This window comes from Cellulomonas sp. P1_G12_2 (assembly GCF_056405535.1).
On sequence record NZ_JBFUBX010000010.1, the window covers coordinates 64,683 to 90,467 of the forward strand.

General features: G+C 74.5%; 24 protein-coding genes. 12 read left to right on the forward strand and 12 right to left on the reverse strand.

Going from position 1 to position 25,785, the window contains the following annotated elements; all coding sequences use genetic code 11:
- Positions 1-43: 43 nt before the first annotated feature.
- From AC1DXT_RS20025 to mtrA, 3 genes are read right to left on the reverse strand one after another with little or no spacing between them, the layout of a single operon-like run.
- A complete protein-coding gene (locus AC1DXT_RS20025) occupies positions 44-1,702 on the reverse strand; it encodes an LpqB family beta-propeller domain-containing protein (protein WP_477063037.1) in 1,659 nt (552 codons plus the stop codon).
- The gene (mtrB, locus tag AC1DXT_RS20030; RefSeq protein WP_477063058.1) at positions 1,699-3,423 is read right to left on the reverse strand and encodes an MtrAB system histidine kinase MtrB; all 1,725 of its coding nucleotides are present in this window, start codon (positions 3,421-3,423) and stop codon (positions 1,699-1,701) included. The genes AC1DXT_RS20025 and mtrB overlap by 4 nt, the downstream gene beginning before the upstream one ends.
- 19 nt (positions 3,424-3,442) lie before the next feature.
- Positions 3,443-4,126, reverse strand: a complete 684-nt coding sequence (gene mtrA, locus AC1DXT_RS20035) for an MtrAB system response regulator MtrA (protein ID WP_055912929.1) — start codon at positions 4,124-4,126, stop codon at positions 3,443-3,445.
- Between the two features lie 195 nt (positions 4,127-4,321).
- Between mtrA and AC1DXT_RS20040 the strand changes: the two genes are divergently transcribed.
- The 6 genes from AC1DXT_RS20040 to AC1DXT_RS20065 are packed head-to-tail and all read left to right on the forward strand — an operon-like array spanning position 4,322 to position 10,838.
- Entirely contained in the window at positions 4,322-5,470 is a 1,149-nt protein-coding gene (locus AC1DXT_RS20040; protein ID WP_477063038.1) for a glycerophosphoryl diester phosphodiesterase membrane domain-containing protein, read from the forward strand.
- Positions 5,467-6,135: a DUF4129 domain-containing protein gene (locus tag AC1DXT_RS20045; RefSeq protein WP_477063039.1), complete on the forward strand. Its 669-nt coding sequence runs from the start codon at positions 5,467-5,469 to the stop codon at positions 6,133-6,135. The genes AC1DXT_RS20040 and AC1DXT_RS20045 overlap by 4 nt, the downstream gene beginning before the upstream one ends.
- Positions 6,132-7,340: a DUF4350 domain-containing protein gene (locus AC1DXT_RS20050; RefSeq protein ID WP_477063040.1), complete on the forward strand. Its 1,209-nt coding sequence runs from the start codon at positions 6,132-6,134 to the stop codon at positions 7,338-7,340. The genes AC1DXT_RS20045 and AC1DXT_RS20050 overlap by 4 nt, the downstream gene beginning before the upstream one ends.
- Before the next feature lie 44 nt (positions 7,341-7,384).
- Positions 7,385-8,347 (forward strand): AAA family ATPase, encoded by a 963-nt coding sequence (locus AC1DXT_RS20055; RefSeq protein WP_156387991.1) that lies wholly within the window; start codon positions 7,385-7,387, stop codon positions 8,345-8,347.
- Between the two features lies 1 nt (position 8,348).
- Positions 8,349-9,641, forward strand: a complete 1,293-nt coding sequence (locus AC1DXT_RS20060; protein ID WP_477063041.1) for a DUF58 domain-containing protein — start codon at positions 8,349-8,351, stop codon at positions 9,639-9,641.
- A gap of 33 nt (positions 9,642-9,674) precedes the next feature.
- Positions 9,675-10,838 (forward strand): winged helix DNA-binding domain-containing protein, encoded by a 1,164-nt coding sequence (locus tag AC1DXT_RS20065; RefSeq protein WP_477063042.1) that lies wholly within the window; start codon positions 9,675-9,677, stop codon positions 10,836-10,838.
- Here AC1DXT_RS20065 and AC1DXT_RS20070 read toward each other — a convergent pair whose 3' ends face one another.
- Positions 10,839-11,828 (reverse strand): stage II sporulation protein M, encoded by a 990-nt coding sequence (locus tag AC1DXT_RS20070; protein WP_477063043.1) that lies wholly within the window; start codon positions 11,826-11,828, stop codon positions 10,839-10,841.
- A gap of 50 nt (positions 11,829-11,878) precedes the next feature.
- Between AC1DXT_RS20070 and AC1DXT_RS20075 the strand changes: the two genes are divergently transcribed.
- Entirely contained in the window at positions 11,879-12,694 is an 816-nt protein-coding gene (locus AC1DXT_RS20075) for an RDD family protein (RefSeq protein WP_477063044.1), read from the forward strand.
- Here AC1DXT_RS20075 and ahcY read toward each other — a convergent pair.
- The 5 genes from ahcY to AC1DXT_RS20100 form a co-directional block, all read right to left on the reverse strand.
- Entirely contained in the window at positions 12,688-14,178 is a 1,491-nt protein-coding gene (gene ahcY / locus AC1DXT_RS20080; protein ID WP_477063045.1) for an adenosylhomocysteinase, read from the reverse strand. The two genes, AC1DXT_RS20075 and ahcY, sit on opposite strands and share 7 nt — an antisense overlap.
- A 155-nt stretch (positions 14,179-14,333) precedes the next feature.
- Entirely contained in the window at positions 14,334-14,531 is a 198-nt protein-coding gene (locus AC1DXT_RS20085; RefSeq protein ID WP_477063046.1) for a Trm112 family protein, read from the reverse strand.
- Positions 14,531-15,994 carry a phosphomannomutase/phosphoglucomutase gene (locus tag AC1DXT_RS20090; protein ID WP_477063047.1) on the reverse strand — a complete coding sequence of 488 codons (1,464 nt, stop codon included), beginning with the start codon at positions 15,992-15,994 and terminating at the stop codon, positions 14,531-14,533. The genes AC1DXT_RS20085 and AC1DXT_RS20090 overlap by 1 nt, the downstream gene beginning before the upstream one ends.
- 44 nt (positions 15,995-16,038) lie before the next feature.
- Positions 16,039-16,314 carry a hypothetical protein gene (locus tag AC1DXT_RS20095; RefSeq protein ID WP_477063048.1) on the reverse strand — a complete coding sequence of 92 codons (276 nt, stop codon included), beginning with the start codon at positions 16,312-16,314 and terminating at the stop codon, positions 16,039-16,041.
- Between the two features lies 1 nt (position 16,315).
- Positions 16,316-16,687, reverse strand: coding sequence for a DUF3499 domain-containing protein (locus AC1DXT_RS20100; protein ID WP_477063049.1), 372 nt, complete (start codon positions 16,685-16,687; stop codon positions 16,316-16,318).
- A gap of 75 nt (positions 16,688-16,762) precedes the next feature.
- On the opposite strand from AC1DXT_RS20100, the gene AC1DXT_RS20105 reads away from it, so the two are divergent.
- Positions 16,763-17,260, forward strand: a complete 498-nt coding sequence (locus AC1DXT_RS20105) for a metallopeptidase family protein (RefSeq protein ID WP_477063050.1) — start codon at positions 16,763-16,765, stop codon at positions 17,258-17,260.
- Positions 17,261-17,272: 12 nt separating this feature from the next.
- On the forward strand, positions 17,273-18,148 hold the full coding sequence (locus AC1DXT_RS20110) for a glycosyltransferase family 2 protein (protein ID WP_477063051.1): 876 nt from the start codon (positions 17,273-17,275) through the stop codon (positions 18,146-18,148).
- A gap of 1 nt (position 18,149) precedes the next feature.
- On the opposite strand, the gene AC1DXT_RS20115 is transcribed toward AC1DXT_RS20110, so the two are convergent.
- From AC1DXT_RS20115 to AC1DXT_RS20125, 3 genes are all read right to left on the reverse strand, one after another.
- Positions 18,150-19,811: a DUF5719 family protein gene (locus tag AC1DXT_RS20115; protein WP_477063052.1), complete on the reverse strand. Its 1,662-nt coding sequence runs from the start codon at positions 19,809-19,811 to the stop codon at positions 18,150-18,152.
- Positions 19,808-23,332, reverse strand: a complete 3,525-nt coding sequence (locus AC1DXT_RS20120; RefSeq protein WP_477063053.1) for a glycosyltransferase family 2 protein — start codon at positions 23,330-23,332, stop codon at positions 19,808-19,810. The genes AC1DXT_RS20115 and AC1DXT_RS20120 overlap by 4 nt, the downstream gene beginning before the upstream one ends.
- Before the next feature lie 66 nt (positions 23,333-23,398).
- On the reverse strand, positions 23,399-23,728 hold the full coding sequence (locus AC1DXT_RS20125; RefSeq protein ID WP_056091941.1) for a WhiB family transcriptional regulator: 330 nt from the start codon (positions 23,726-23,728) through the stop codon (positions 23,399-23,401).
- A gap of 225 nt (positions 23,729-23,953) precedes the next feature.
- Between AC1DXT_RS20125 and AC1DXT_RS20130 the strand changes: the two genes are divergently transcribed.
- The 3 genes from AC1DXT_RS20130 to AC1DXT_RS20140 all read left to right on the forward strand — a co-directional run.
- Complete coding sequence (locus tag AC1DXT_RS20130; RefSeq protein WP_477063054.1) at positions 23,954-24,715, forward strand: TIGR03089 family protein; 762 nt, start codon at positions 23,954-23,956, stop codon at positions 24,713-24,715.
- A gap of 80 nt (positions 24,716-24,795) precedes the next feature.
- A complete protein-coding gene (locus AC1DXT_RS20135) occupies positions 24,796-25,485 on the forward strand; it encodes a class I SAM-dependent methyltransferase (RefSeq protein WP_477063055.1) in 690 nt (229 codons plus the stop codon).
- Positions 25,486-25,491: 6 nt separating this feature from the next.
- Positions 25,492-25,785, forward strand: a 294-nt coding sequence (locus AC1DXT_RS20140) for a sugar phosphate nucleotidyltransferase (protein ID WP_477063056.1), incomplete at its 3' end; no start/stop codon positions are given.

The following is a 25,785-nucleotide window of genomic DNA, read 5'->3' on the forward strand; positions in this document are numbered from 1 at the left end:
CAGGAGTGGAGCCGGTGGACGGCGGTGGGCTGTGGGCGGCCGGTCAGCCGGGGAACGACGGGTCGGCCGCGCCGGTCAGACCGATGACCTGCGCCCAGGTGGAGCCGACGAACCGACGCAGCTCACCGGCGGTCGTGGTCACGTAGATGACGGAGGAGCTCCCCGCGAGGCCGGCGAGCTCGGCCACCGCAGGCAGGGGCCTGGTCGGGCCTGCGACGGGAACCAGGTGCACGGCAGGGTTCCCCGTCGACCGTCCGATGACCGCGAGCGTCGACTCCTCGGCCCAGACCACGGAGGACGCGTCGACGAGCGCGGCGCCCGCGCGGACCGGTGCCCCCAGCTGCTGCGGCCCCCCCGACTCGTCGCGGGTGATCGCCGCGACGTCGAGCTGGACCCCGTCCGCCCCGGCCGAGACGACCGCGACCCGGACCCCGTCGCGGGCCACGCGGACCGCACGGACCGCACGTCCTTCCAGCCAGTCCGCGCTCACACTCACCGGGGCGGCGTCCGAGCGCGCAGCGACCAGGCCGCTCGCTGGCTGTGCCGTCCAGGCCCAGCCGAACCTGTCGACGGAGGGGGCCACGAGAGCCGTCCCGGTCAGGAGGTCCTGCGCGGGCAGGTCCGCGGTCGGCACCGTGCTCAGCGTGCTCGGCCCGGAGAGCATCACCCGCACCGACCCGTCCTCGTTGCTCGCCGGGCTGCGCGGGTCGAGCGAGTCGAGGGCGCCGAGGCCGGGCACCGGCTCGGGCTCGCCGTCCACGAGCGCCACGATGCGGTCGTCCTGGAGGAACTCGACGTTGCTCGGCGGGCCGGACCCGCGCTGCAACGTCGCAGCACCCTCCAGCGGCACGTCGCCGGCGAACACCTGGACGGAGCCGATGCCGGGCACGGGCCGCAGGCTGGCGTCGATCTGCGCGAGCAGGAGGTCACGGTCGGCGCGGGTCACGGCCAACGCGGGCTCCAGCGTGACCTGGGCGACGCCCTCGTCGTCCACCGGCACCGACTCGGGGTTGAGCTCGACGCCGTCGGGCACCGCCGTGACGACCGCGTCCTGCAGCCAGGGCGACGGACCGGCCAGCAGCTCGCTGACGATCGACGTGCCCAGGCCCTTCTGCGGGAACCAGCGCGACTCGGGGACGAGGAACTTCTCGTCCGGCGAGAGGAAGTACAACGAGGCCGGCCGATAGCTCCGGCTGAAGTCCTCCTGCTGGAGGATCAGGCCGGGCGGCGTCGCCGCGATGCGCCACTGGTCGGCGTCGTCCTGCACCATCCCGAACGTCACCGACTCCCGCGCGTCCGGTGGCGCCTCGACGTAGACCCCGTCCTCGTCGACGCGGGCGAGGACGGGGACGTCGATCGTCACCTCGGTGTCCGTCGTCGTCGGGGCGGGCTCGACCGGCCCCGACACGACGACCCCGGCCGACGGCTTCCAGGTGGCCTTCGCCTCCCCCGCGAGATACTCCCGGGCCGTCACGAAGTCGTCCGTGAACCCCGCGGCGCCCGCCGCCAGGAACCCGTCGACGATCTCGGTCGGGGTGTCGCCCGGCTGCGGCCCCTCGGCCAGCACGGCGATCTCGGAGGGCTCCGTGACCTCGGCGTCCCCCTCGCTCACGGGTCCGGACGTCGGGATCGCGGAGCACGCTGCCAGGACGACGACGGTCACGACGGCGAGCGCGGCGCGGTGGAACGGGCGCGCGGTCATCGGACCTCCTGCCGGTCGGCGTCGTCCGCGTACTCCTGGGTGTCGTGGTCGTCGGAGCCCATGTCCGGGAGCGCCGCAGGGTCGGTGTTCGGGCGCAGCACGGGAATGCGCAGCGCCCCGGTGACCGGCGACTCGTCCGGCGCCAGGGGCAGCGGTGAGTCGGTGAGCCGGATGCCCGCGCGGCGCGGCAGCGTCAGCCGGAAGCTCGCCCCGCGGCCGGGCCGACCCCACGCCTCGAGCCAGCCGCCGTGCAGGTGGGCGTCCTCCAGGGAGATCGCGAGCCCCAGGCCGGTACCACCCGTCGTCCGGGCGCGCGCGGGGTCCGCCCGCCAGAACCGGTCGAACACGTGCGCGGCCTCGTCGGGCGTCATGCCCACCCCGCGGTCGCGCACCGTGATCGCCACGGCGTGCGCGTCGGCGCCGACGGTCACCTCGACCGTGCTCCCCTCCGCGTGCTCGACGGCGTTGACCAGCAGGTTGCGCAGGATGCGCTCGACGCGGCGCGGGTCGATGTCCGCGACGCTGCGCTCCTCGGGCACGACGACGTGCAACCACGCGCCCCGCCGGTCGGCGAGCGGTGCCGCGTGGTCGACGGCCGTGATCACGACGTCGCGAACGTCGCGACCCTCGGCGTCGAGCACCGCGGCGCCGGCGTCGAACCGGCTGATCTCCAGCAGGTCGGCCAGCAGGTCCTCGAACCGGTCGAGCTGGGTCTGCAGGAGCTCCGCCGAGCGCTTGGCGGCCGGGTCGAAGTCCTCGCGCGAGGCGTGGATGACCTCGCCCGCCATCCGGATCGTCGTCAGCGGGGTGCGCAGCTCGTGCGACACGTCCGAGACGAACCGGCGCTGGAGCGTCGACAGCTCCTCCATACGGTGGATCTGGTCCTGGAGGCTGTCGGCCATCTCGTTGAAGGAGCGGGCGAGCGTGGCCATCTCGTCCTCCCCCTTCTCGGGCATCCGCTCGGACAGGTGCCCGTCGGCCAGCCGCTCGGCGACCTGGGCCGCCCGGCGCACGGGCTGGACCGTCTGCCGGGTGACCAGCCAGGTCATGCTGCCCAGCAGCACCACGAGGGCGACCGCCGCGAGGCCGAGGGTGCGCTGCAGGAAGTCGAGCCGGTCCTGCTCCGACTGGAGGCTGTACAGGAAGAAGAGCTGATACGTGCCGACGACCGGCACGGTCACGTCCTGCCCGACGAGCACCCCGGGCGACACTCCCCCGGTCTCGCGCGGGATCGCGACCGACTGCCACTGCTGACCACCGCCCGCGGTCGCCAGCCGGAGCTCGGGGCTGACCAGCGGGATGAGCGACGGCTTCGTCGTCGCACCCGAGATGTCCAGGCTGCTGCCCTCCTGACCGGGTGCGCGCAGCAGGAAGACCTCGCGTCCGTCCGAGCCGCCGGTGCGTTGGGCCTGGGACACGTCCCCGAGCAGGCGCTGCACGTCCGTGCGTGCGGTCGCCGTCGAGAAGTCGAGCGTCGCCTGTGCCTGCTGCGCGGACCGCGCACTGTCCTGCAGCACCTGGTCGAGCCGGGCCTGGAACAGCCCCTCGGCCATCCGGGAGCTGACATACGCACCGACAAGGGTGAGGGCCACCAGTCCGATGGCCAGCGTCGACGTGATGACCCGGATCTGCAGGGACGACCGCCACGCACGAGTCCAGCTTCGGGCGCGCCGCCGCGACCGTGCCCGGAGCAGCCGCCAGGCGCCGCTCACGCGCACGATCGGGATGCTCCGGACGACCTCACGTCGAGGCCACGCCCGCCTTGTAGCCGACGCCGCGGACGGTGACGACGATCTCGGGCTGCTCGGGGTCGTTCTCGATCTTGGAGCGCAGGCGCTGCACGTGGACGTTCACCAGACGGGTGTCGGCGGCGTGCCGGTAGCCCCACACCTTCTCCAGCAGGACCTCGCGGGTGAACACCTGCCACGGCTTGCGGGCGAGCGCCACCAGCAGGTCGAACTCGAGCGGGGTGAGCGAGACCGGCCGGCCCGCCCGCGCGACGCGGTGACCGGGCACGTCGATGGTCACGTCGCCGATGGTGAGGTGCTCGGGCGCGGGCTCGTCGCTGCGCCGGAGCCGGGCACGGACCCGCGCGACGAGCTCCTTGGGCTTGAACGGCTTGGAGATGTAGTCGTCGGCGCCGGACTCCAGGCCGAGGACCACGTCGACCGTGTCGCTCTTGGCCGTGAGCATGACGATGGGCACGCCCGACTCGGCGCGGATCTGCCGGCAGACCTCGTTGCCGTCCTTGCCGGGCAGCATCAGGTCGAGCAGGACGAGGTCCGGCTGCGTGGCGCGGAAGACCCCGATCGCCTCGTCACCGTCCTCGCAGAACACCGGGTCGAAACCCTCGGACCGCAGCACGATGCCGATCATCTCGGCCAGCGCGGTGTCGTCGTCGACCACGAGCACTCGTCCCTTCATGGCGGCATTGTCGCACCGCGGGGGCCCGTACCCGGGCCACCTGGGCGAACGAGGCGACACGGGCGCACAGATCACCCGGTCGCGCGCCGGCGGGGGCGCCCGTCGTGGCACGATGAATCCTCCGCGGGGGCACGCCACGGCACCCCCCGAACCACCCCGACCACGCGCACGACCAGCCGAGGGAGCCGCGCTCGCATGACGAGCCCGCACGACGACGTCCCGCAGCCGCCGACCTGGGCGGCGCCCGCGGGGACGGGGACGCCGCCGCCGCCGGAGCACGTGCCCCAGCCCGGACCAGCCGCGCCGCCACAGCCACCGGCGCCTCCGTCGGGGTGGGGCCAGCAGCCACCCGGCGGGTACGGCTCCTGGGGCCCCGCAGCGCCGCCGCCTCCGGGGGTCGCGTGGCGCCCGCAGGCGCTGCAGCCCGGGATCATCCCGCTGCGACCGCTCGGGATGGGCGAGATCTACGACGGCGCCTTCCGAGCGGTCCGTGCGAACCCCCGCGTCATGTTCGGGCTCGCCGCGCTCGTGGTGACCCTCGCCGTCACGATCCAGTCGATCATCCAGTGGTACGTCACCGGTCTCGTCGCGCCGCAGCTGTCCGACCTGTCGAGCGAGGTGGACCCGTCCGGGCAGATGGGGTTCGCCGAGCAGATGGGCTCGTCCGCGGGCCTGCTCATCTCCACCCCCGTCACCGCGCTCGCCACGACGATCCTCACCGGGCTGCTCATCGTGTCGGTGAGCCGCTCCGTGCTCGGCCAGGTGGCCACCGTCGGCGAGGTCCTGCGCTCGTGGCGCGTCTGGCTCGTGGTCGGCTTCACGTTCCTGAGCGGGGTCGCCGTCCTCGTCGTGGCATCGGTGCTGACCACGGGCGTCGTGCTCCTCGCGGTGAACGACCAGATCGGGCCGGCAGTGCTCCTCGGCCTGGCCGGGGGGCTCGCGTTCGTGGTCGCCGCCGTCTGGTTCTCCACCCGGACGCTGCTGGTGCCCCCGGCGCTGATGCTCGAGGGCAAGAAGTTCTGGCCCACGATCGCGCGTGCGTGGCGCCTGACGCGCGGCAGCTTCTGGCGACTGTTCGGCATCTACCTGCTGACCAGCATCCTGGCCGGGATCATCGCGCAGATCATCGTCTTCCCGGCCACCCTGATCGCCCAGCTCGTCCTGCGCGACCCCACCGCGACGTCGTTCGGCTCCTTCGTCGTGATCGGGATCGCCAACGTCATCGCCTCGACCCTCTCGACCACGTTCGTGTCGTCGGTCGTCGCCCTGCTCTACATCGACGTGCGCATGCGCCGGGAGGGCCTGGACGTGGAGCTCGCCCGCGCCGCGGAGAGCACGGCGTGATCCTGCCTGCCCGGGTGGCGGTCGGCGTCCCGGTCGAGCCGGACGCCGCGACCGGGCGGCGCTGGGCGACCGAGGAGCTGCTCGACCCCGTCTACCACCAGCAGCGCTCGCTGCTCAGCCGGCTGTGGGACTGGCTGGCGGAGCAGCTGGCCGGGTTGCGCACCCCGGCCGCGATCGATCCCATCGCGGTGCTGGTCGTCGTCGGCATCATCGTCGCCGTCGTGGTGGTCGCGTTCCTCGTCGCGGGCCCGGTGCGCGTCTCGCGGCGCGGCTCGTCGGACCGCCGGGTCCTGGACCACGACGACGCGCGGACGGCCGAGGAGATCCGGGCCGCCGCCGACGCCGCGGCGTCCCGAGGAGACTGGGCGCTCGCGGTGCTGGAGCGCTACCGGACGATCGTGCGCGGGCTCGAGGAGCGCACCGTCCTGGAGGAACGGGTGGCCCGGACGGCGCACGAGGCCGCGCTGGCCGCCGCCGCACGGTTGCCGTCGCTCGGCGACGACCTCGTCGCGGCCGGACGAACGTTCGACGACGTGGCGTACGGCGACGAGCCGGCCACGGCCGACGACGAGCGCCGGCTGCGGGAGCTCGACGGTCGCGTCCGGGACACCCGTCCGACGACCACCTCCGGCGTGGCCGACCTCGCCGTGGCGGCGCCCCGATGAGCGCACCCACCGTGACCACGGCGCACGCACCGGTGGTCGGTGACGGCACGTCGGTCCGCAGCCGGTCGGCCCGGCGCTGGCGGCGGGCGCGGTGGTGGCTCGCCCTGCTCGGGCTCGTCGTGGTGGCCGGCATCCTGTCCGCCCTGCCCGAGCCGCGCACGTCGACGCTCACCCTCGCCCCGGACAACCCCGGTGACCTCGGCGCGCGCGCAGCCGCGCAGATCCTCGGGCGGCAGGGCGTCGACGTCCGGTACGTGCGCCACATCGCGGAGGTCCGGTCCCTCGCGGTCCCCGGCTCGACGGTGCTCGTCGTGGGCGACTACCTGCTCGACGCGGACCAGATCGACGTGCTCGACGCCACCGGCGCCGACCTGGTGGTGGTCGACGCAGGGTGGGCCCTCGGGCTGCTGACTGACACGATCGCGGGCGGCGGGGGCACCGGGGGCGAGCCCGAGGTCCGCTCGGCGGAGTGCGACGACCCGGACGCGGTAGCGGCGGGATCCGTCACCGCGCGGGGCTCGCTGCTGGCCACCGGGCCGGGCGCGGTCGTCTGCTTCCCCGCTCCCGGGACGGACACCGACCTCGGCGGCGCGTACGCGGTGACCGAGTCGGACGGGCGCCGGATCGTCGCGCTCGCCGACGTCGCGCCCCTGACCAACCAGCACCTCGCCGAGCAGGGCAACGCCGCCCTCGTGCTGCGAGCGCTCGGCCGGCACGAGCAGCTCGTCTGGTACATCCCCTCGCTCGACGACGTCGGCGCGGGCGACGGGTCCGCCGACGCCGCCCCCGGCCAGCTCCTGCCCCCGGTCGTCCCGATCCTGGCGCTGCAGCTCCTGCTCGTCGTCGTCGTGGCCGCTCTGTGGCGCGGGCGGCGGCTCGGGCGGCTGGTGACCGAGCGGCTGCCTGTGGTCGTCCGCTCCGGCGAGACGACCCGCGGTCGCGGCCGGCTGTACCGACGGTCCCGGTCCTACGGTCATGCGGCCGCCGCCCTGCGGGCCGGCACAGCCGCGCGCAGCGCCACCCGGCTCGGGCTGCCCCGCTCCGCGCCGGCCCCCGTGGTCGTCGACGCCGTCGCGCGCGCCACGAGCCGCCCGGCACCGACCGTCGAGGCCCTGCTGTACGGACCCCCACCGACCGACGACCGCGGGCTGGCCCAGCTGGCCCGTGACCTGGACCATCTCGAGAGCGAGGTTCACCGAACGTGAGCGACCAGAGTCCCTCCTGGGGAACGACCGCACCCACCGCCCAGCTGCACCACCCGTCCGAGGAGCTGCGGGCCGCCCTGGGCACCGTGCGCGCCGAGGTGGCCAAGGCGGTCGTCGGGCAGGACGCGGCCGTCAGCGGTCTCGTCATCGCGCTGCTCTGCCGCGGCCACGTGCTGCTCGAGGGGGTGCCGGGGGTCGCCAAGACGCTCCTCGTGCGCGCGCTCTCGGCGGCGCTCGACCTGCAGACCAAGCGCGTCCAGTTCACCCCGGACCTCATGCCCGGCGACGTGACCGGCTCGCTGGTGTACGACGCCCGCACCGCCGAGTTCTCGTTCCGCGAGGGTCCGGTGTTCACCAACCTGCTGCTCGCCGACGAGATCAACCGGACGCCGCCGAAGACGCAGGCGTCGCTGCTCGAGGCCATGGAGGAGCGTCAGGTGTCGATCGACGGCACCCCGCGCCCCCTGCCCGACCCGTTCCTGGTCATCGCGACGCAGAACCCGGTCGAGTACGAAGGCACGTACACGCTCCCCGAGGCGCAGCTCGACCGGTTCCTGCTCAAGCTCGTCCTCCCGCTGCCCGAGCGCGACGAGGAGATCGAGGTGCTGAGCCGGCACGCCGCCGGCTTCGACCCACGCGACCTCGCCGGTGCCGGCCTGCGCCCCGTGGCGACGGCGGACATGCTCGCTCGCGCACGGGCCGAGGTGGCGCGCGTGCAGGTGGCCCCCGAGGTGCTCGGCTACGCGGTCGACGTCTGCCGGGCCACCCGCCGGTCGCCGTCGCTCTCGCTGGGCGTCTCCCCCCGTGGCGCGACCGCGCTGCTTGCCACGTCGCGCGCGTGGGCGTGGCTGTCCGGCCGGGGCTACGTGACGCCCGACGACGTCAAGGCCCTCGCCCACCCGACCCTGCGGCACCGGGTCCAGCTGCGCCCCGAGGCCGAGCTCGAGGGCGTCAGCACGGAGAGCGTGCTGGACACGGTGCTCGCGTCCGTGGCCGTCCCCCGCTGACGTGGCCGTCACCTGGCGCGCGGTCGTCCTGGCCGCGCTCGGGCTCCCGGTGGTGTTCCTCGTGCCCGCCACCGGGACCGTGCTGCTGTGGGCGCTGCTCGTCGTGGTCGCCTGCGCGGTGGACGTCGCGCTGGCCGCCTCGCCCCGGGAGGTCGCGGTCCGGCGGGACGTCCCGGCGTCGGTCCGCCTGACGGAGCCGTCGTCGTCGACGCTGACCCTGTCCCACCTGGGCCGGCGCCGGCTGCGCGGCGTCGTGCGCGACGCGTGGCCGCCGTCGACGGGCGCGCAGGTCGACCGGCACCCGCTGGACGTCGCGCCGGGCGACGGCGCCCGCGTCCGCACCGTCCTGGTCCCCACGCGGCGCGGCGACGCGCACGCCGACCGCGTCACGATCCGCACCCTCGGCCCGCTCCGGCTGGCGGGAAGGCAGGCCTCGCTCACCGTGCCGGGACGGCTCCGTGTGCTGCCTGAGTTCGCGTCGCGGCGGCACCTGCCCAGCCGGCTCGCGCGCCTGCGGGAGCTGGACGGACGGGCGGCGGTGCAGGTGCGTGGTCCGGGCACGGAGTTCGACTCCCTGCGCGAGTACGTGATCGGTGACGACGTGCGCTCGATCGACTGGCGCGCGACGGCCCGGCGCTCGGACGTCGTGGTGCGCACGTGGCGTCCGGAGCGCGACCGGCGCGTGCTCATCGTGCTCGACACGGGCCGCACGTCCGCGGTCCGCGTGCTCGACGCCCCGCGGCTGGACGCGTCCATCGAGGCCGCCCTGCTGCTCGCCGCCCTGGCGACCAAGGCGGGCGACCGCGTCGAGCTCCTCGTCTTCGACCGCAAGGTCCGCGGCCGGGTGGCCAGTGCGACCGGTGCCCGCGTCATGGCCCAGTTCGCCGACACGTTGGCGCTCGCCGAGCCGGCGCTCGTGGAGACCGACTGGCCCGGGGTCGTGGCGCAGGTCCGCCAGCGGCTCAGCCAGCGGGCGCTGGTGGTGCTCCTGACCGCCCTCGACCCGGCGGCGGTCGAGCAGGGTCTGCTCGGCGTGGCCGGCCAGCTGACGGAGCGGCACCAGGTGGTGCTCGCGTCGGTCTCGGACCCCGAGGTCGACACCCTGCGCACGTCCCGCGACGGCGCCGCGGCGGTGTTCGACGCCGCGGCGGCCGAGCGCGTCGGGCTGGAGCGCGCCGCCGTGTCCGTGCGGCTGCGCCAGCGCGGTGCGGAGGTGGTCGACGCCCTGCCCGACGACCTCGCACCTCGCCTCGCGGACACCTACCTGGCCCTGAAGGCGGCGGGTCGGCTCTGAGGGCTGTGGGCACCGCCAGGTAGGTTCCGAACCGTGCCCGACCTGCTCACCCGCGCCCACCTGAACCGTGCGCTGCTCGCGCGCCAGCACCTGCTCGCGCGCCGCCCCGGTCCCGCGATCGAGGTCGTGGACCACCTGGTGGGCCTTCAGGCGCAGAACGCGTGGTCGCCGTACGTCGGACTCTGGAGCCGGGTCGAGGGGTTCCGCACCGACGAGATCGGTGCCGCGTTCTGGGACCGTTCCGTCGCCCGGATCGCGGTGATGCGCAGCACGATCCATCTCGTCACGGGGGCGGACGCGCTGCTGCTGCCCGGCCTGATCGCCCCGCTGCACGCCAAGGACCTCCGGGTCAACGCGCAGCACGGTGCCGCGCTGCGCACGCTCGACGTCGCCGAGGTCACAGCCGCGGCCCGCGCGCTCGTCGAGGAGGAGCCCCGGGTGACCACCGCGCTGGGCAGCCTCCTCGCACAGCGGTGGCCGGACGTCGCACCGAGCACGCTGGCCTACGCCGCGCGCGGGACCCTTCCCCTGGTCCAGGTGCCACCCCGGGGCGTGTGGGGACGGTCGGGAGCGACCACCTGGACCACCGCGTGGGCGTGGCTGGGGCCGGAGCTCACCGCCGCGGCACCCGACCTGACCGACCCGCAGGTGCTCGCCGCCGAGCAGGAGCGGTTCGTGCGCCGCTACCTCGCCGCGTTCGGCCCGGCCTCCGTCGCGGACCTGCAGAGCTGGAGCGGGCTCACCGGGATGCGCGCCGTGGTGGACCGCCTCGACCTCGTCCGGTACCGCGCCGAGCCGTCGCCGGGGGCGGTCCGCGAGCGCGAGGTGCTCGACCTGCCGGGTGCCCCGCTGCCGGACCCGGACGTGCCGGCACCCCCGCGCTTCCTGGCGGACTACGACAACGTGCTGCTGGGCCACGCCGACCGGACCCGGATCATCTCGGCCGAGCACCGCCCGTACCTGGCCAGCCCGAACGGCGTGGTGCCGGCCACCTTCCTGCTCGACGGCCGGGTCGCGGGGACGTGGGACGTGCCGCGCGACCGCCGGAGCGGCGGCACGGTCACGCTCACCGTGCGACCGTTCGCCCGCCCGACAGCGACCCAGCGCGAGGAGCTTCAGGTCGAGGCCGAGGGTCTGGTCGAGCTCATGGCTGCCGAGGCGGACGAGCGCCGGGCCGTCGTGGTCGACCCGGGCTAGTCAGCCGGCGGTCGCCAGCACGTAGCCCGCGCGGTCCGCCTCGAGGTCACCGGTGTGCCCCGCCCGGACGGCCCGCCGGCCGAGGACCAGCGTGTAGGCCCAGAAGGCCGTCAGGGCGACGACGCCGATGCCCACCTTGACGGCCCACGGCAGGCCCGAGCCGGTGACGAACCCCTCGACCAGGCCGGAGACCGCGAGCACACCCACCAGGCCGATCGCCACGGTGAACAGCGCGCGGGCCTCCTGCGCCAGTGCGTGCCCGCGCGTCCGGGGTCCCGGGTCGATCCAGGTCCAGAAGATGCGCAGCCCCGCGGCGCCCGCGACGAACACCGCGGTGAGCTCGAGCAGCCCGTGCGGTGCGATGAGCTGCAGGAACACGTCGAGCTCCCCGTACGACGCCATCATGCCGCCGGCGGCCCCCACGTTGATCGCGTTGGAGACCTGGAAGTACACCGGCCCGATGCCGGTGATGCCGGTCGCGATGCAGACGGCGGTCAGCCACGCGTTGTTGGTCCACACCATCGCCGCGAACCCCGCGCCCGGCGTGTAGTACTCCGCGAACGACTGCTCGACGTACTGCTCACGCTGGCTCGGGGTGCCCATCGACGCGAGGGCCTCGGGCTGCGTGGCCACCCAGACCCCCGCGGTGATGCTCAGCACGAGGAACGCCACCATGACGGCGACCGTCCACCACCGGATGCGGTACAGGGCCGCGGGCAGCGCGACCATCACGAACGCGGTGACGTCGCGCCAGCTGGGCTCGTGCGTGCCGGCGATCGCGGCGCGTGCACGCCCGACGAGCATCGACAGCCGGGTCACCATCTCGGGGTCGGGCGCGGCCGACCGGACGGACGACAGGTCGGTGGCGACCGCCTGGTAGAGCCGCACCAGCTCGTCGGCCTCGGCACCCGTGCGGCGCCGCTGACGCACCAGCGCGTCCAGCCGTGCCCAGTCGGCCGAGCGTGCCCGCTCGAAGGCGTCGAGATCCATGCCGCACAGCCTGCCATCCCCGGGGTGCGGCAGCGGCTAACCTGCCCACCATGGACGGCATCATCACGGGCGAGGGTGTCGTCCTCGACGCACGCCCGACCTCCGCGGCCACCCGCCTGCTCGCCGCGCTCCTGGATCTCCTGCTGCTCGCCGTCGTCGGCGTGGTGCTCCTCATCGCGCTGGGCGCGGTCTCCGGGGGGGTGTCCGAGGAGGTCGGCCGCATCGCCGCCATCGTCCTGGTCGCCACCATCACGGTGGTGGTCCCCACGACGGTCGACACGCTGACCCGCGGCCGCTCGCTCGGCAAGCTCGCGACGGGCATCCGCATCGTGCGCGACGACGGCGGTCCGCTGGTGTTCCGGCAGGCCCTGGTGCGGGCGCTCGTCGGCTTCGTGGAGCTCTGGCTCACCCTCGGCACGGTCGCGCTGATCACCTCGATCGTGCACCCGCAGGGCAAGCGCGTCGGCGACATCCTGGCGGGCACCTACGCCGTGCGCGTGCGCGGGGCGGCGAAGGTGCGCGCGCCGCTGGTCATGCCGCCCCACCTCGCCGGTTGGGCGCACGCCGCCGACCTCGCCCGGCTGCCCGACGGTCTCGCGCTCTCGGTCCGCCAGTTCCTGGGCCGGACCGCGTCCCTGCACCCCGCGTCCCGGGTGCAGCTGGGCTCGCAGCTGACGGCCGAGGTGCAGCGCTACGTCAACCCGCTGCCCCCGGTCGGCACGCACCCGGAGGCGTTCCTCGCGGCCGTGCTCGCCGAGCGGCGGGACCGCGAGCTCACCGCCCGGCTGCGCGCGGACCAGCGGGACGCCGTGGAGTCGTCACAGCTGCACCGACTCCCCCACGGCGTCCCCGACCCGGCTCAGTAGCGGTAGTGGTCCGGCTTGTACGGGCCGGACGCGTCGATCCCGAGGTACTCGGCCTGCTCCTTGCTGAGCTCGGTGAGCCGGACCCCGAGTGCGTCGAGGTGCAGCCGCGCGACCTTCTCGTCCAGCACCTTGGGCAGCCGGTACACCTCGCGGGCGTAGTCGCCGGGCTTGGTGAACAGCTCGATCTGGCCGATGACCTGGTTGGAGAACGAGTTGCTCATCACGAACGAGGGGTGCCCGGTCGCGTTGCCGAGGTTCAGCAGGCGACCCTCGGAGAGCACGATGATCGAACGCTCGGGGCCGACCTCGTCCGCCGGGAACGTCCACTCGTGCACCTGCGGCTTGATCTCCGTGCGGGTGATCCCGGGCACGGCGGCGAGCCCGGCCATGTCGATCTCGTTGTCGAAGTGACCGATGTTGCCGACGACCGCCTTGTTCTTCATCCGGCCCATCTGCGCGGCGGAGACCACGTCCTTGTTGCCGGTGGTGGTGATGACGAAGTCGGCCTGGTCGATGACGTCGTCCAGGCGGGTCACCTGGTAGCCGTCCATCGCCGCCTGGAGGGCGCAGATCGGGTCCACCTCGGAGACGATCACGCGCGCGCCCTGCCCACGGAACGCCTCGGCGGCACCCTTGCCCACGTCCCCGTAGCCGGCGACGAACGCCACCTTGCCGCCCATGAGCACGTCGGTGGCTCGGTTGATCCCGTCGGGCAGCGAGTGCCGGATGCCGTACTTGTTGTCGAACTTCGACTTGGTCACGGAGTCGTTGACGTTGATCGCCGGGAACAGCAGCTGCCCGGCCTCGGCCAGCTGGTAGAGCCGGTGCACGCCCGTGGTCGTCTCCTCGGTGACGCCGATGATGTCCGCGGCGATGGTCGTCCACCGCTGCGGGTCGGCTGCGAGCGAGCGGCGCAGCGTGCCGAGGACGACGGTGAGCTCCTCGGAGTAGCCCGGCTCCCCCGGCCTCGGGTCGGACGGGACCGCGCCGGCGGCCTCGTACTCGACGCCCTTGTGCACCAGGAGCGTGGCGTCGCCGCCGTCGTCGAGGATCATGTTCGGGCCGGTGCCCCCGGGCCACACGAGGATCTGCTCGGTGCACTCCCAGTACTCCTCGAGCGACTCGCCCTTCCAGGCGAACACCGGCACACCGGCCGGCTGCTCCACCGTCCCCTGCGGACCGACGGCGACCGCCGCGGCGGCCTCGTCCTGCGTCGAGAAGATGTTGCACGACGCCCAGCGAACCTCCGCGCCGAGCGCGACGAGCGTCTCGATGAGGACCGCGGTCTGCACCGTCATGTGCAGCGAGCCCGCGACGCGAGCACCGGCGAGGGGCTGGGTGGGACCGAACTCGTCCCGCAGGGCCATCAGGCCGGGCATCTCGTGCTCGGCGAGGCGGATCTGGTGCCGGCCGGCCTCGGCGAGGGACAAGTCGCGGACCTTGTACTGACCGGGCTGCTCAGAGAACGACGTGGACACAGACATCTCACTCCTGCGGGGTTCCGGTGACGTGGGCGCGCGCGACGCACCGGGGCTTGCGCCCTGGTCGTTCGCGCCGGCGCGACCCCTCTCGGTCCACGGGCATCACCCACGCCGTCCGGGACATGCTAGCCCGGGGTGAGCGGCGTCACACGGGTTCGTCAGCCGCGAGAGACGGGAACGCCCTCGTCCACCAGGAGCACCGGGATCCCGTCGCGCACCGGGTAGGCGACCGGGTTCACCGGGTCGGTCGAGACCAGCGTCGGCTCACCGTCGGGCCCCACACCGTCCACGAGCGTCGCACCCGTCGCGGGGCAGCGCAGCAGCTCGCGCGCCCAGGGCTCCAGCGTCCGGCCCATCAGTACTCACCGTCCTGGCGCACCAGAGCCAGCACGTCGTCGCGCACCTTCTCCATGATGTCCTCGTCCGCTGCCTCGACGTTCAGCCGCAGCAGCGGCTCGGTGTTGGAGGCGCGCAGGTTGAACCACCACTGCGGGTGGCCGTCCCAGTGGGAGACCGTGAGGCCGTCCATCTCGTCGACCTGCACCGGCCCGGCGCCCTGCTGCGTCACGTACGCCTCGATCACGCGCTCGCGCGCCGCCGCGACATCGGTGACGCGGGAGTTGATCTCCCCGCTGGCCGTGTACGGCTGGAACTGCTCGGACAGCGCCGACAGGGGGTGCGGCTGACCGCCGAGCGCGGCGAGCACGTGCATCGCCGCGAGCATGCCGGTGTCGGCGAAGAAGAAGTCCCGGAAGTAGTAGTGCGCGCTGTGCTCGCCGCCGAACACCGCGTCGTGCTCGGCCATCTGCGCCTTGATGAAGGAGTGGCCCACCCGGGTGCGGACGGTCGTCGCACCCGCCGCGCGCAGCAGGTCCGGCACCACCTGGGACGTGATGAGGTTGTGGATGACGGTCGGTGTGCGGCCGGCCGCGCGCTCGCGCTCCACCTCGCGCAGGCCCACCAGCGCCGTGATGGCCGACGGGCTCACCGGGTCGCCGTGCTCGTCGATCACGAAGCAGCGGTCCGCGTCGCCGTCGAACGCGAGCCCGAGGTCGGCGTCGTGCTCGACGACAGCCGCCTGCAGGTCCCGCAGGTTCTCCGGCTCGAGGGGGTTGGCCTCGTGGTTGGGGAACGTGCCGTCCAGCTCGAAGTACAGCGGGACGATGTCGAGCGGAAGCCCGGGCAGGCCGGCGTCGGTGCCCAGGACCGCCGGTGCCGTGAAGCCGCCCATGCCGTTTCCGGCGTCGACGACGACCTTCAGCGGCCGGATGCCGGACAGGTCCACCAGCGACCGAAGGAACGAGGCGTACTCGGTGAGCATGTCGCGTTCCTCGACGGAGCCGCGCAGGTCGGTGTCGACCTCCGGGACCGACCCCGCGAGGTAGTCGCCGGCCAGCTCGCGCACCGTCGTCAGGCCGCTGTCCTGGCCCACCGGCCGCGCGCCGGCCCGGCAGAGCTTGATGCCGTTGTACTGCGCCGGGTTGTGGCTCGCCGTGAACATCGCACCGGGGATGCCGAGCGCGCCGGAGGCGAAGTAGAGGCCGTCCGTGGAGGCCAGACCGATCAGGAGGACGTCCACGCCCCGGGCGGCCAGCCCGTCCGCGAACGCACCGACCAGCTCGGGACCCGAGGGACGCATGTCGTTGGCGATCACGACGCGCGGGCGGTCCGTCGCCTCGGGGAGCACCACGACGTCGGCGAACGCCGCACCGATCGCGCGGGCCACCGTGGGGTTGAGCTCCTCGGGGACGACCCCGCGGACGTCATAGGCCTTGATGAGGGCAGACAGATCGACACGGTCGGCTGCAGGGGAGATCACGCGGTCATCGTACCTGTGGCCCTCGGGGCCACGACCAAGCCGGGTCAGGCGTCGCCGCCGACGACCTCGTCCCGGTCGAGCGGGGTGCCGCTCCCGTCGAGGGGGAACCAGTTGCGCTGCTCGCAGGCCGGGCAGGACACGAAGACCACCTGCCGGCCGTCCGTGAGCGCCATCCGGATCTTGGTCAGATCGGTCGCACCGCAGCGCAGGCAGGCGTCCGTGCCGGGCACTCCTGGGCCCGTGGGCTGGCTGATGGAGCCGAGGGGCTCACCCGCCCGCTCGGCGCGCGCACGCGCGGCCTCGCCCTTGCGACGTGCCACGTCAGCCCTCGCCACGCAGCACGCGCAGGTGGCCGCGGCGAGGTGCCTCGTTCAGGATCGCGCCGACGGCCTCGGGCAGGGCGACGGGCTCGGGCTCGGTCCGCCTGCCCGCCTCCCGCACCGCGTCGGCCAGCGCCAGAAGGTCGTCCCGGCTCGGCGGAGCGGGGGTGAACTCGGGCGTGAGCCGGACGACCTCCCACCCGCGCGGGGCCGTGAGGCGTTCCGCGTGCTCGATGCACAGGTCGTACGAGTGCGGCTCGGCGTGCTGCGCGAGCGGACCCAGCACCGCGGTCGAGTCGGCGTACACATAGGTCAGCGTGGCCACGGCCGCACGGCCGCATGCCGTGCGGGAGCACTGCCTCACGGATCTCACGCGCTGACGGTACTCCCGGGTGCCGACAGGCCGTGCCCCCCACGCCGTCGGCCGTGCGCGATCTACAGTGCTGAAGTGAGCTCCGCACCTCCGCCACCCGCCCGCCGAGCCCCCGGTGTCGGGCGCCGCACCCTTGCGCTCCCCACGACGACGATCGCGCCCGTGCGCCGCCGCGACCGGCGCGGTCGCGGCCCCCGGGGCCCGCTGCTGCCCAGCACGATGCCGGCCTACCGCACCCGCGCCGAACGGTTCGACGACCTCGTCCTCGATGCGGTCGAGCGGATCGAGCGCACCTGGGCGCGCCAGCTGGTGGGGACGGAGTTCGCCGTCGAGGACGTACCGCCGTCCAACCCCGCGCCCTGGGAGCACGGCGGGGTCCCGCTCGGTCGCTACTTCCCGTCCGACGCCGGCCTCCCCGCGCGCATCGTCGTCTACCGCCGTCCCGTCGAGTCCCGGGCCACGGACGCCCTCGACCTCGCCGACCTGGTGCGGGACGTGGTCGTCGAGCAGGTGGCCCACCTGCTCGGGCGGTCACCCGACGACGTGGACCCGCACTACGGCGACGCCCACTAGCCTGTCCGGACGATGAGCACCGCCGTCCCGCCCCCGTCCACGCCAGCCCCCGATGTCCGCGTCGTCTGCGTCGTCTACCACCCCGGCGACGAGCTCGCGACGTTCGCACGCACGCTCGCTGCCGCGTCAGCCGCGCCGACGGAGCTGGTGATCGTCGACAACGGCTCCGACCCCACCGTCGCGCGCGCGGTGGCCGACGAGGTCGGTGCGCGGCTCGTCGCCACCGGGTCGAACCTGGGATACGGGGGCGGCGCCAACCTGGGCGCGGCCGGCGCCGAGGCACGGTGGATCGTCGTCGCCAACTCCGACATCGAGTGGCAGCCGGGGTCGCTGGACGAGCTCGTCGCGGCCGCCGAGGCAGCACCCACCGCGGGGTCGGTCGGTCCGGCACTGCTCAACACCGACGGCACCGTCTACCCCTCGGCGCGCGAGCTGCCGTCGCTCACCCAGGGCGCGGGGCACGCGCTGTTCGTCAAGGTGTGGCCCGGCAACCCGTGGACGCGCCGGTACCAGGCGCACCAGCAGAACGCCGGCGGTCAACGACCGGCCGGGTGGCTGTCCGGCGCGTGCCTGCTGCTGCGGCGCGAGGCGTTCGAGGCGGTGGGCGGGTTCGACGACGGCTACTTCATGTTCTTCGAGGACGTCGACCTCGGGGAGCGTCTGGGCCGCGCGGGCTGGATCAACCTCTACGTGCCGCAGGTCAAGGTCACGCACGTCGGCGGGACGTCGTGGCGCGCCAAGCCCGCGCCCATGATCTCGGCGCACCACGCGAGCGCCGCCCGGTACGTGCACCGCCGGTACCCACGCTGGTACCAGTGGCCGGTGCGACAGGCAGCCGTGCTCGGGCTGCGGCTGCGCGAACGCTCGGAGCTGCGCGCAGCAGGCTGAGTCAGCGGGTACCGAGCCGCGGGTCCTCGCGGACGGCGACGTCCGGCGTGAGGCGCGGCACCGGCACCGGGTCGAGCACGGAGACGAGCCAGCCGTCGGACTGGTTGACCGCGGCCACCATGGCCCAGGCGAGCGCGACCGTCGAACCCTCGTCCGTCACCAGGTCCACGCCCACCACTCCCGCGAGGTCCACCGGCGGACCCGGGATCACCGAGGGGTCCGGTGCGGCGATCCGGCCGGTCCCGGTGGCCAGGTCGTCGACCCACCAGGCGCCCGTCGTCCCCGCGTCCAGCACCACCGTCCGCTCGGCGAGCACCGCGCCGTCGGCCCCGAGCAGCCGGACCGAGCCCGTCGCCACGCCGTCGGCACTCGGGTCCGCGGCACCGGACACCGCCCCGACCACGAGCATCCCGCGGGTCCCGCTCGGGACCGCCAGCACGCCGCTGCGTCCGACTGCGGTCGACGCCGCCCACGCGCGCTCGACGCTCGGGAGGTCGTCCAGCTCGCCGACCGCACCCGGGCGCGTCACGACGGCGGAGGCCACGACGGGTTGGTCGGCGTCCACGACCACGGTGTAGGAGCCCGCGGGCAGCCCGCCCAGGGGTACGTCGGTCACCTCGCCGGGCACCAGCGCCACCTCGTCCGCCCCCGGGAGCTCCGTGACGCCGCCGGGGCCGAGCAGCGTGACGCGGGCGGTCGTGGCGACGGTGCCGGGCACGAGGAGCCGCAGCGCCGACGCGGTCACGTCACCGACCGCCGAGGCCGACACGGAGACGCCGGGGACCACCTGGCGCCGTGCGGGCGCTGCACCCGGCACGACCAGGTCGGTCCCGGCGGGAGTGAACCCGTCGATCGCGGAGTCCTGCACGTGCACCCCGACCCGTCCCCCGGTCGCGGTCACGTGCACCGCCAGACGTCGCTGCTCGGCCGCGATCCCGCCGAGGACCACGACGCGCGAGGCACCGGGCGCGACGAGGTACCGCTCGCCCGTGAGGTCGACCGGACCCGAGGGGCCCCAGATCGCGAGGGTGATCTCGGCGGGCGTCGACCCGGCGTTGTCGAGCACCAGCTGCGCGGTGCTGGACAGGTCGGTGGCGCCGCCGAGCAGCCACGCGTCGGCCGTCGGCTGCTGGCAGGAGGCGGCGGAGAGCCCGCGCAGGTCGCCCGCGGTCACCAGGCCGGCGCTCGCGGCGGCCACCCGGGCGGGCGCGGCTGCACCGGGCTCGACGTGGACCACCGTGGGGGCGGCGACGCCCGGGACAACCGCGGAGTCCCCTCCGGCGTCCAGCGTCGTCGTCGTGGCCGAACGGTCGAGCGGTCCCAGGGTGCCGGCGGAGGTGCCCTCCCCCTCGGGGACCGAGGTCACCGCGGTCACGGTCGTGATCGGGTCCACCGGGGTCGGGTCGAACGCGGAGTCGCCGCGCCCGGTGTCATCGGGCTGGATCAGCGGCCCGGCGCACACGAGCGTCGACACCGAGGCGGGGACGGAGATCTGCGCCGGCGGGACGGTGTCGCCTGCGGTACCGCCGGGCAGGCGCGCCCCGGCCACGATCGCGGCCGTCAGACCGAGCACCGCGAGGCCGGACGCGGCTCGGGCGGTCCGCCCCAGCCAGACCTGCGTCCGCGTCGGACCGGTCGCGTCGATGACGTCTCCCCCGCTCATGCCCGGGCCCCCCGGCGTCGGCGCACGGGGACGGCCAGGAGGATCGTCACCAGGGCCACCACGCCCTGGAGGACCAGCCACGGGGTCCGATCCGGGCTGTCGTACCGGACGACCAGCTCGCCGCCGTCGGCACCGAGGGCGAACGTCTGCCGCCACCCGTCATCGACCGCCCGCAGCGAACGGCCGTCGAGCCAGGCGTGCCAGCGCGGGTCGGCGCGCTCGGCGAGGACGAGCACGCGGTCCTCGCCGCCCGGCGCCACCGTGGAGTCGACCGACCGGTCCGCGGACGGCACCGCGACGGCGGCCACGGCAGGGTCCGTGACGTCTGCCGCGGCGGGCACGAGACGGGCCCACGCGGGCAGCGCGGTCGGCGCCGCAGCCCCGGCCACGGTCGCGGTCGCCTGCACCCGCCACAGCGTCCCGGTCACGTTCTGGGTCACTCGCGCGAGGCCGGCGGTCGAGTCGAGCCTGCTCACCAGCTCGTCGAGCTGCGTGGCCGCGACCTCGGGGTCGACGGCGCCGAGGTCCCCGGGCAGCGGCGGCACCAACACGTCGGCCACGCCCAGCGCTGCCAGCTGCCCTGCCACGTCTCCGGTCGCCGCCGACGCCAGCCGGGCGACGAGCTCGTCGACCTCGCTGGTGGCGGCGTCGGCGGGGAGCACGTCGGGGGCCAGCAGGTCGCCGCTCAGCCTGCGCGTCGACTCGGCCGCGGCCTGGTCCACCAGCTCGGGGCCGTCGCCGCGCAGCAGCTGCCAGGTCACGGTCGCCGCGTCGAAATCGTCCGTCGGCTCGAGGCTCACCGCGAGGACGCGCGACGACAGCTGCGACGCCTGCGCCTGGAGGCCGACCGCGGGCACGATCGAGCGCTCGACCGCACGCAGCCCGACCGCCTCTCCGCTGCGCGCCTGCCAGGTCCACGTGCCGAGCCAGGCGACGGGAACGGTGACGGCGACGAGCGTGACGACGGCGACGAGAGGCTGCCGCCACCCGAAGGTGTAGTGCGCCAGGCGCTCGCGCAGGCGGTCCGCACCGATGACCGCGGCGGTCAGCAAACCCGCGCCGGCGAGCGAGAGCGCGGGCCCTGCCCAGCCGTGGACGACGACGGAGTCCGACACGCCGACGGGGACGGCGACGGCGACCGTCGCGGCGGCAGCACCGAGCGCCGCGACCACCCACGCGCCCCGCACCGCACGGGCCACCGGGGCACCGCGCAGCAGGGCGAGCACCGCCAGGACGAGGACCACCGCTCCCAGGGCGAGGGGCCAGGCCCCGGCGAGCGGTTCCGGGAGGGCGCCCGGGACCAGCGACGACGCGTCCGCCGGAACTCCGAGCAGCCGGCTCACGGGGTCCGCCGCGGTGGACGCACCCGGCAGCCCCGGGTCGGCGATCAGCAGGCGCCAGCCCTCGAGCCCGCGCCGCCCAGCCTCGAGCAGGGTCGGACCGAGCAGGGCGAGCGCGGGGAGCGCCACGAGCAGGACCCTCCCGCGACGACGCGGCGCGCACAGGGCGACGACGCACAGGGCGAGCACCCCGGGAACGAGCAGCGCGGGCGACCCGGCGACGACGACCGCGAAGGCGATCGCCGCACCGGCAGCGGCCGAGATGGATCCGGTGGGGTCGGGAGCACCGACGAGCTCGGGCGCCCCAGGTCCGTCGCCGACGGGCACGGGCGCGTCCGCCGAGAGCCTGGGGGTGGGGACCGTCGGCGTGCCACGGACGGGCGTCTCGACGTCGAGCTCGTCGTCGACCGCGTCGTCGTCGTGCCGCGCCGTGGCCACGCCGGAGAGCACCTGGTCCACCCGCTGCACGCCCACCGCCCGCGCGAGCCCGAGGGCCACCCAGGGCAGTGCGACGTGCGCGACGACCGCGCCGAGCCGCCCGTCGCCGAGGCTCAGCAGGAGCGCCGGGGCGCCGGCCCACACGACAGCGGCCCACCCGCGGACGGCGACCGAGCGGGTCGCGGCGCCCGCAGCGGCCCACGCCCCCACACCGGCCAGCACGACCGACCCGAGCAGCAGCACGGCCACCGCGGTCGTCGTCGAGCCGCCCGTGAGGGCCGTCGGGACGAGCAGGGCGGTGAGCAGCGCGTCTGCCGGTCCGGGTCCACCGAGCCCGTCCGCGACCCACCCGGACGTCGCGGCCGACCAGAGGTCGCCGAGTCGCGTGGTGGACGGCAGGAGCGCCTCTCCGACCAGCCGCCCGCCGCCCACGACGCCGGCGACGAGCGGACCGAGCGCGACGGCCGCGACCGCGACGAGGGTGCCGACGACCACGGCCAGCGTGGTGCGGCGCCGGGTGGCGAGAGCGGCGAGCTCGCGCAGCTCGAGCTCGCTGGGCGCCTGGACCACCCGGCGGGCCTCGGCGCGTGCGAGCCGACGGTCCCGTGACTGCGACCACACGTCGCGCCAGCCGGCCTGCAACGGGCGCAGCGTGCGCCGGGGCAGACGGCGGCTGCGCGTCGCACCCAGCCGGGCGCGGGCCACGCCGTCCGGGCGGCCGAGCGCGGCGAGCGCCGCCCGCAGCTCGTCGACGGCCAGCCCCGGCTGCTTCGCGGCGAGCCTGCCGAGCGAGCGCACCACGGCGGCGACCAGCGCGAGGACGACCACCACCGGCACGAGCGGGAGCGGTGCGGAGACGAGCCTGCTGTGCACGAGCGCCCGACGGCGCGCCGCGAACGACCGACGCGGATCGGCCCGGTCGTCCTCTCCGTCGCCGTCGCGGTCGACAGGCACACCGGCGACGTCACCGGAGGTCGAGCGCAGCCCGAGGTAGCCCGCCTGTGCATGGCGGACCACGGCCGACGGCACGACGATCACGCGGTGGCCCGCCAGCCGGGCGCGCCGCGACAGGTCGAAGCCGTCACCGAACGGGCCCAGGATCGGGTCGGTGCCGCCGAGGTCGTCCCAGGCGTCGCGCCGGACCAGCGCACCGGCGATCCCGACCCCCAGCACGTCCTCCCGCCCGTCGTGCTGCCCCTGGTCCAGCTCTCCGGGCTCGACGTCGGTCATCCGCCTGCCCGAGCGGGACGAGCGCAGACCGACCTCGAGCAACCGCTCCGGGTCGGTCCAGGTGCGCTGCTTGACGCCGGCGACCGCGACGGACCGGGCGTGCCCGACCGCGCGGACCAGCTCGGAAAGAGCGTTCGCCGCGGGGGCGCTGTCGTCGTGCAGGAGCCAGAGCCAGGTGGTCGGCGGGGCGTCGTCGGCTGTGAGACCACGGCGGACGGCCTGCCCGAACGAGCGGACGCCGGGCGCGCGCACGAGCCGCAGCGCGGGTGCCGCGGAGCCCCTGAGGTCAGCGAACGAGCTGTGCAGCAGCTGCTCGACGGAGTCGTCGGTCGCGTGGGCGACGTCGACGAGCAGGACCCGGAGCGGGCGGCGCGTCTGTGCGGCGAGGGCCGCGAGCGTGGTGGCGAGGTACGGGGTCCGACCGCGCGTGACGACGACTGCGGACACCGGCGTCGTCACCGGTGTCGGGGAGGTCGCGGTGGGCAGGTCCACCGGCAGGAGCGTGTCAGTCATGCTCGGGACATCATGCCGCCGCGCGGGACGAGGCCCGCGCGCGACACTCCCGCCCGGCGCAGGACGTCAGACGACACGCCGCTTGAGCTTGCGCCGCTCCCGCTCGGACAGCCCGCCCCAGATGCCGAAGCGCTCGTCGTTCTGCAGTGCGTACTCGAGGCACTCGGAGCGCACGTCGCATCCCGTGCACACCTTCTTGGCCTCACGCGTCGAGCCGCCCTTCTCGGGGAAGAACGCCTCGGGGTCGGTCTGGGCGCACAGCGCGCGCTCCTGCCACCCCATCGGGCCCTCGTCCTCGAGGGCGCCGAAGATCGGCAGGACGTTCGAGGCGTGCGTCTGTGCACTCCTGCGTGCGTCCGAAGGGAAGATCTCGTCGTTGTCGAGCAGGTTCCACATGCGTGCCTCCGTGCGGTCCTCGTGCTGGTTCATCTGCTCGTTCAGGGGCTCGGCGTGCGACGCTCTCTCGGGTGCGCCGCGGGTGGTGCTCGCTCATGAATCCGTTCTAAGGAATTACACGCGTGTCGTTCGCGTTGGTCAAGCGGGGACGTGGTAGTTGTCCGGTTTTGTCGGGTGAACTTGGTGAAGACGTGTGCGCCGGGCGTGTCGATCTAGGCTGACCCGGTGCCCGTGACGACGATCGCCGACCTGTTGCGCCTGCTCACACGCGAGCCGGGACGCCCCCGGATCACCTGGTACGCGGACGACGGAGAGCGCGTCGAGCTCTCGGGTGCGGTGCTGGAGAACTGGGTCAACAAGACCGCCAACCTGCTGGTCGAGGAGCTCGACGCCGGGCCTGGAGTCCGTGTACGGCTCGACCTGCCCGTGCACTGGCGGACGGTCGTCTGGGCACTGGCCGCATGGCGGGTCGGGGCGTGCGTCGTGCTCGACGAGGGTGAGAGCGGGAGCGCCGCCGACATCACGGTGACGGACCGGCCGCAGGCGCACGCCAACGACGCCTCCCAGCTCGTCGCGGTGACCCTGCCTGCGCTGGCGCGCCGGTTCGACGGAACGCTCCCCGTCGGGGCGGTCGACGCCGCGTCGGCCGTGATGACCTACGCCGACGCGATCGGCTGGGCCCCGACGCCGGCGAGCGGCAACCCTGCGCTGTCGGCGGCCACGCTCCGGGTCGACCACGGCACGCTGCTGACGTGGTCGTCGGCCGGGCAGCCCACCTCCCCCGTGCCGGCCCGGGTCCTCCTCGTCGCGACGCCGGCGCCGCTGTCGCCCGCCGCGCTCGCCGAGGTCGTCGGGGTGCTCGTCACCGACGGCTCCGTCGTGGTCGTCGACCCACCGTTGGCCGAGGCGCTCACCCGCGACCCTGCCCGCACCGCCCGGCTCACCTCGTCCGAGCGCATCACCCGCGTCCCGGACACGCTCGCCTGATACGGCAGAACGATTCGCGGCCGGTGTCCCGACCGCGCCAAAACGCCCGAACCGGTCCACTCCCTGGCACGATCGTCGCCATGACGGACGCACACTCAGCCGGACCGGACGACGGCGTCACCCCTCCGACCGCGGGCGAGGAGTACGCCGAGCGACTCGTCCGGCACAGCTCGGCGTCGTGGAAGCAGGCGCTCAACGTGCAGGCGCCCTACCAGGCGCACGTCCGCCGGCTCGAGCTGGGGCGGACCATCGACGTCGGCTGCGGGCTCGGCCGCAACCTCGGCAGCCTGGCCCCGGGCTCCGTCGGGGTGGACCACAACCCCCACTCCATCGCCCACGCACGCAGCCTCGGGCTCGACGCCTACACCGACGGCGAGTTCTTCGCCCGCGAGGACCTGACCGTGCCGGAGTCCTACGACGGCATCCTCGCCGCCCACCTCGTGGAGCACCTGCACCCGCACGAGGTCGAGCCGATCCTGGCGCCCTACATCGGGCTGTTGAAGCCGGGCGGTCGCGTCGCGCTCATCACCCCGCAGGAACGCGGCTACAGCTCGGACGCGACGCACGTGAGGTTCAGCGGGTTCGACGTGCTCACCGACGTCGCCCGCGCCCTCGGGCTGGACGTCCGGCGCACGTACTCGTTCCCGTTCCCGCGCCCGGTGGGTCGCGTGTTCACGTACAACGAGTTCGTGCTGCTCGCGCAGAAGCCGTGGGCACCACCGGGTTCGGACCGCGCGCGCACAGAACAGGTCGCGAGTACGGCAGACTAGCCCGCCATGCGCGGAATCATCCTGGCGGGCGGTTCGGGGACTCGACTGCACCCCATCACTCTCGGCGTCAGCAAGCAGCTGGTCCCGGTCTACGACAAGCCGATGATCTACTACCCGCTCTCGACCCTGATCCTGGCGGGCATCCGCGACGTGCTGGTCATCACCACCCCGCACGACGCCGACCAGTTCGTGCGCCTGCTCGGCGACGGCTCACAGTTCGGCATCTCCATCACCTACACCGTGCAGGCCGAGCCCAACGGGCTCGCCCAGGCGTTCGTGCTGGGCAAGGACTTCATCGGC

Bases quoted from the DNA above. Each gene is read 5' to 3' on its own strand.
- AC1DXT_RS20125 (WP_056091941.1), bottom strand. From the start codon at position 23,728: ATGTGGAACCTGCTCGACAACGACGAGATCTTCCCTTCGGACGCACGC.
- AC1DXT_RS20050 (WP_477063040.1), top strand. From the start codon at position 6,132: ATGAGCGCACCCACCGTGACCACGGCGCACGCACCGGTGGTCGGTGAC.
- mtrA (WP_055912929.1), bottom strand. From the start codon at position 4,126: ATGAAGGGACGAGTGCTCGTGGTCGACGACGACACCGCGCTGGCCGAG.
- AC1DXT_RS20085 (WP_477063046.1), bottom strand. From the start codon at position 14,531: ATGGGCCGGACGCTGGAGCCCTGGGCGCGCGAGCTGCTGCGCTGCCCC.
- AC1DXT_RS20115 (WP_477063052.1), bottom strand. From the start codon at position 19,811: ATGAGCGGGGGAGACGTCATCGACGCGACCGGTCCGACGCGGACGCAG.
- AC1DXT_RS20070 (WP_477063043.1), bottom strand. From the start codon at position 11,828: ATGGATCTCGACGCCTTCGAGCGGGCACGCTCGGCCGACTGGGCACGG.
- AC1DXT_RS20040 (WP_477063038.1), top strand. From the start codon at position 4,322: ATGACGAGCCCGCACGACGACGTCCCGCAGCCGCCGACCTGGGCGGCG.
- AC1DXT_RS20025 (WP_477063037.1), bottom strand. From the start codon at position 1,702: ATGACCGCGCGCCCGTTCCACCGCGCCGCGCTCGCCGTCGTGACCGTC.
- AC1DXT_RS20135 (WP_477063055.1), top strand. From the start codon at position 24,796: ATGACGGACGCACACTCAGCCGGACCGGACGACGGCGTCACCCCTCCG.
- ahcY (WP_477063045.1), bottom strand. From the start codon at position 14,178: ATGTCTGTGTCCACGTCGTTCTCTGAGCAGCCCGGTCAGTACAAGGTC.
- AC1DXT_RS20120 (WP_477063053.1), bottom strand. From the start codon at position 23,332: ATGACTGACACGCTCCTGCCGGTGGACCTGCCCACCGCGACCTCCCCG.
- AC1DXT_RS20075 (WP_477063044.1), top strand. From the start codon at position 11,879: ATGGACGGCATCATCACGGGCGAGGGTGTCGTCCTCGACGCACGCCCG.
- AC1DXT_RS20110 (WP_477063051.1), top strand. From the start codon at position 17,273: ATGAGCACCGCCGTCCCGCCCCCGTCCACGCCAGCCCCCGATGTCCGC.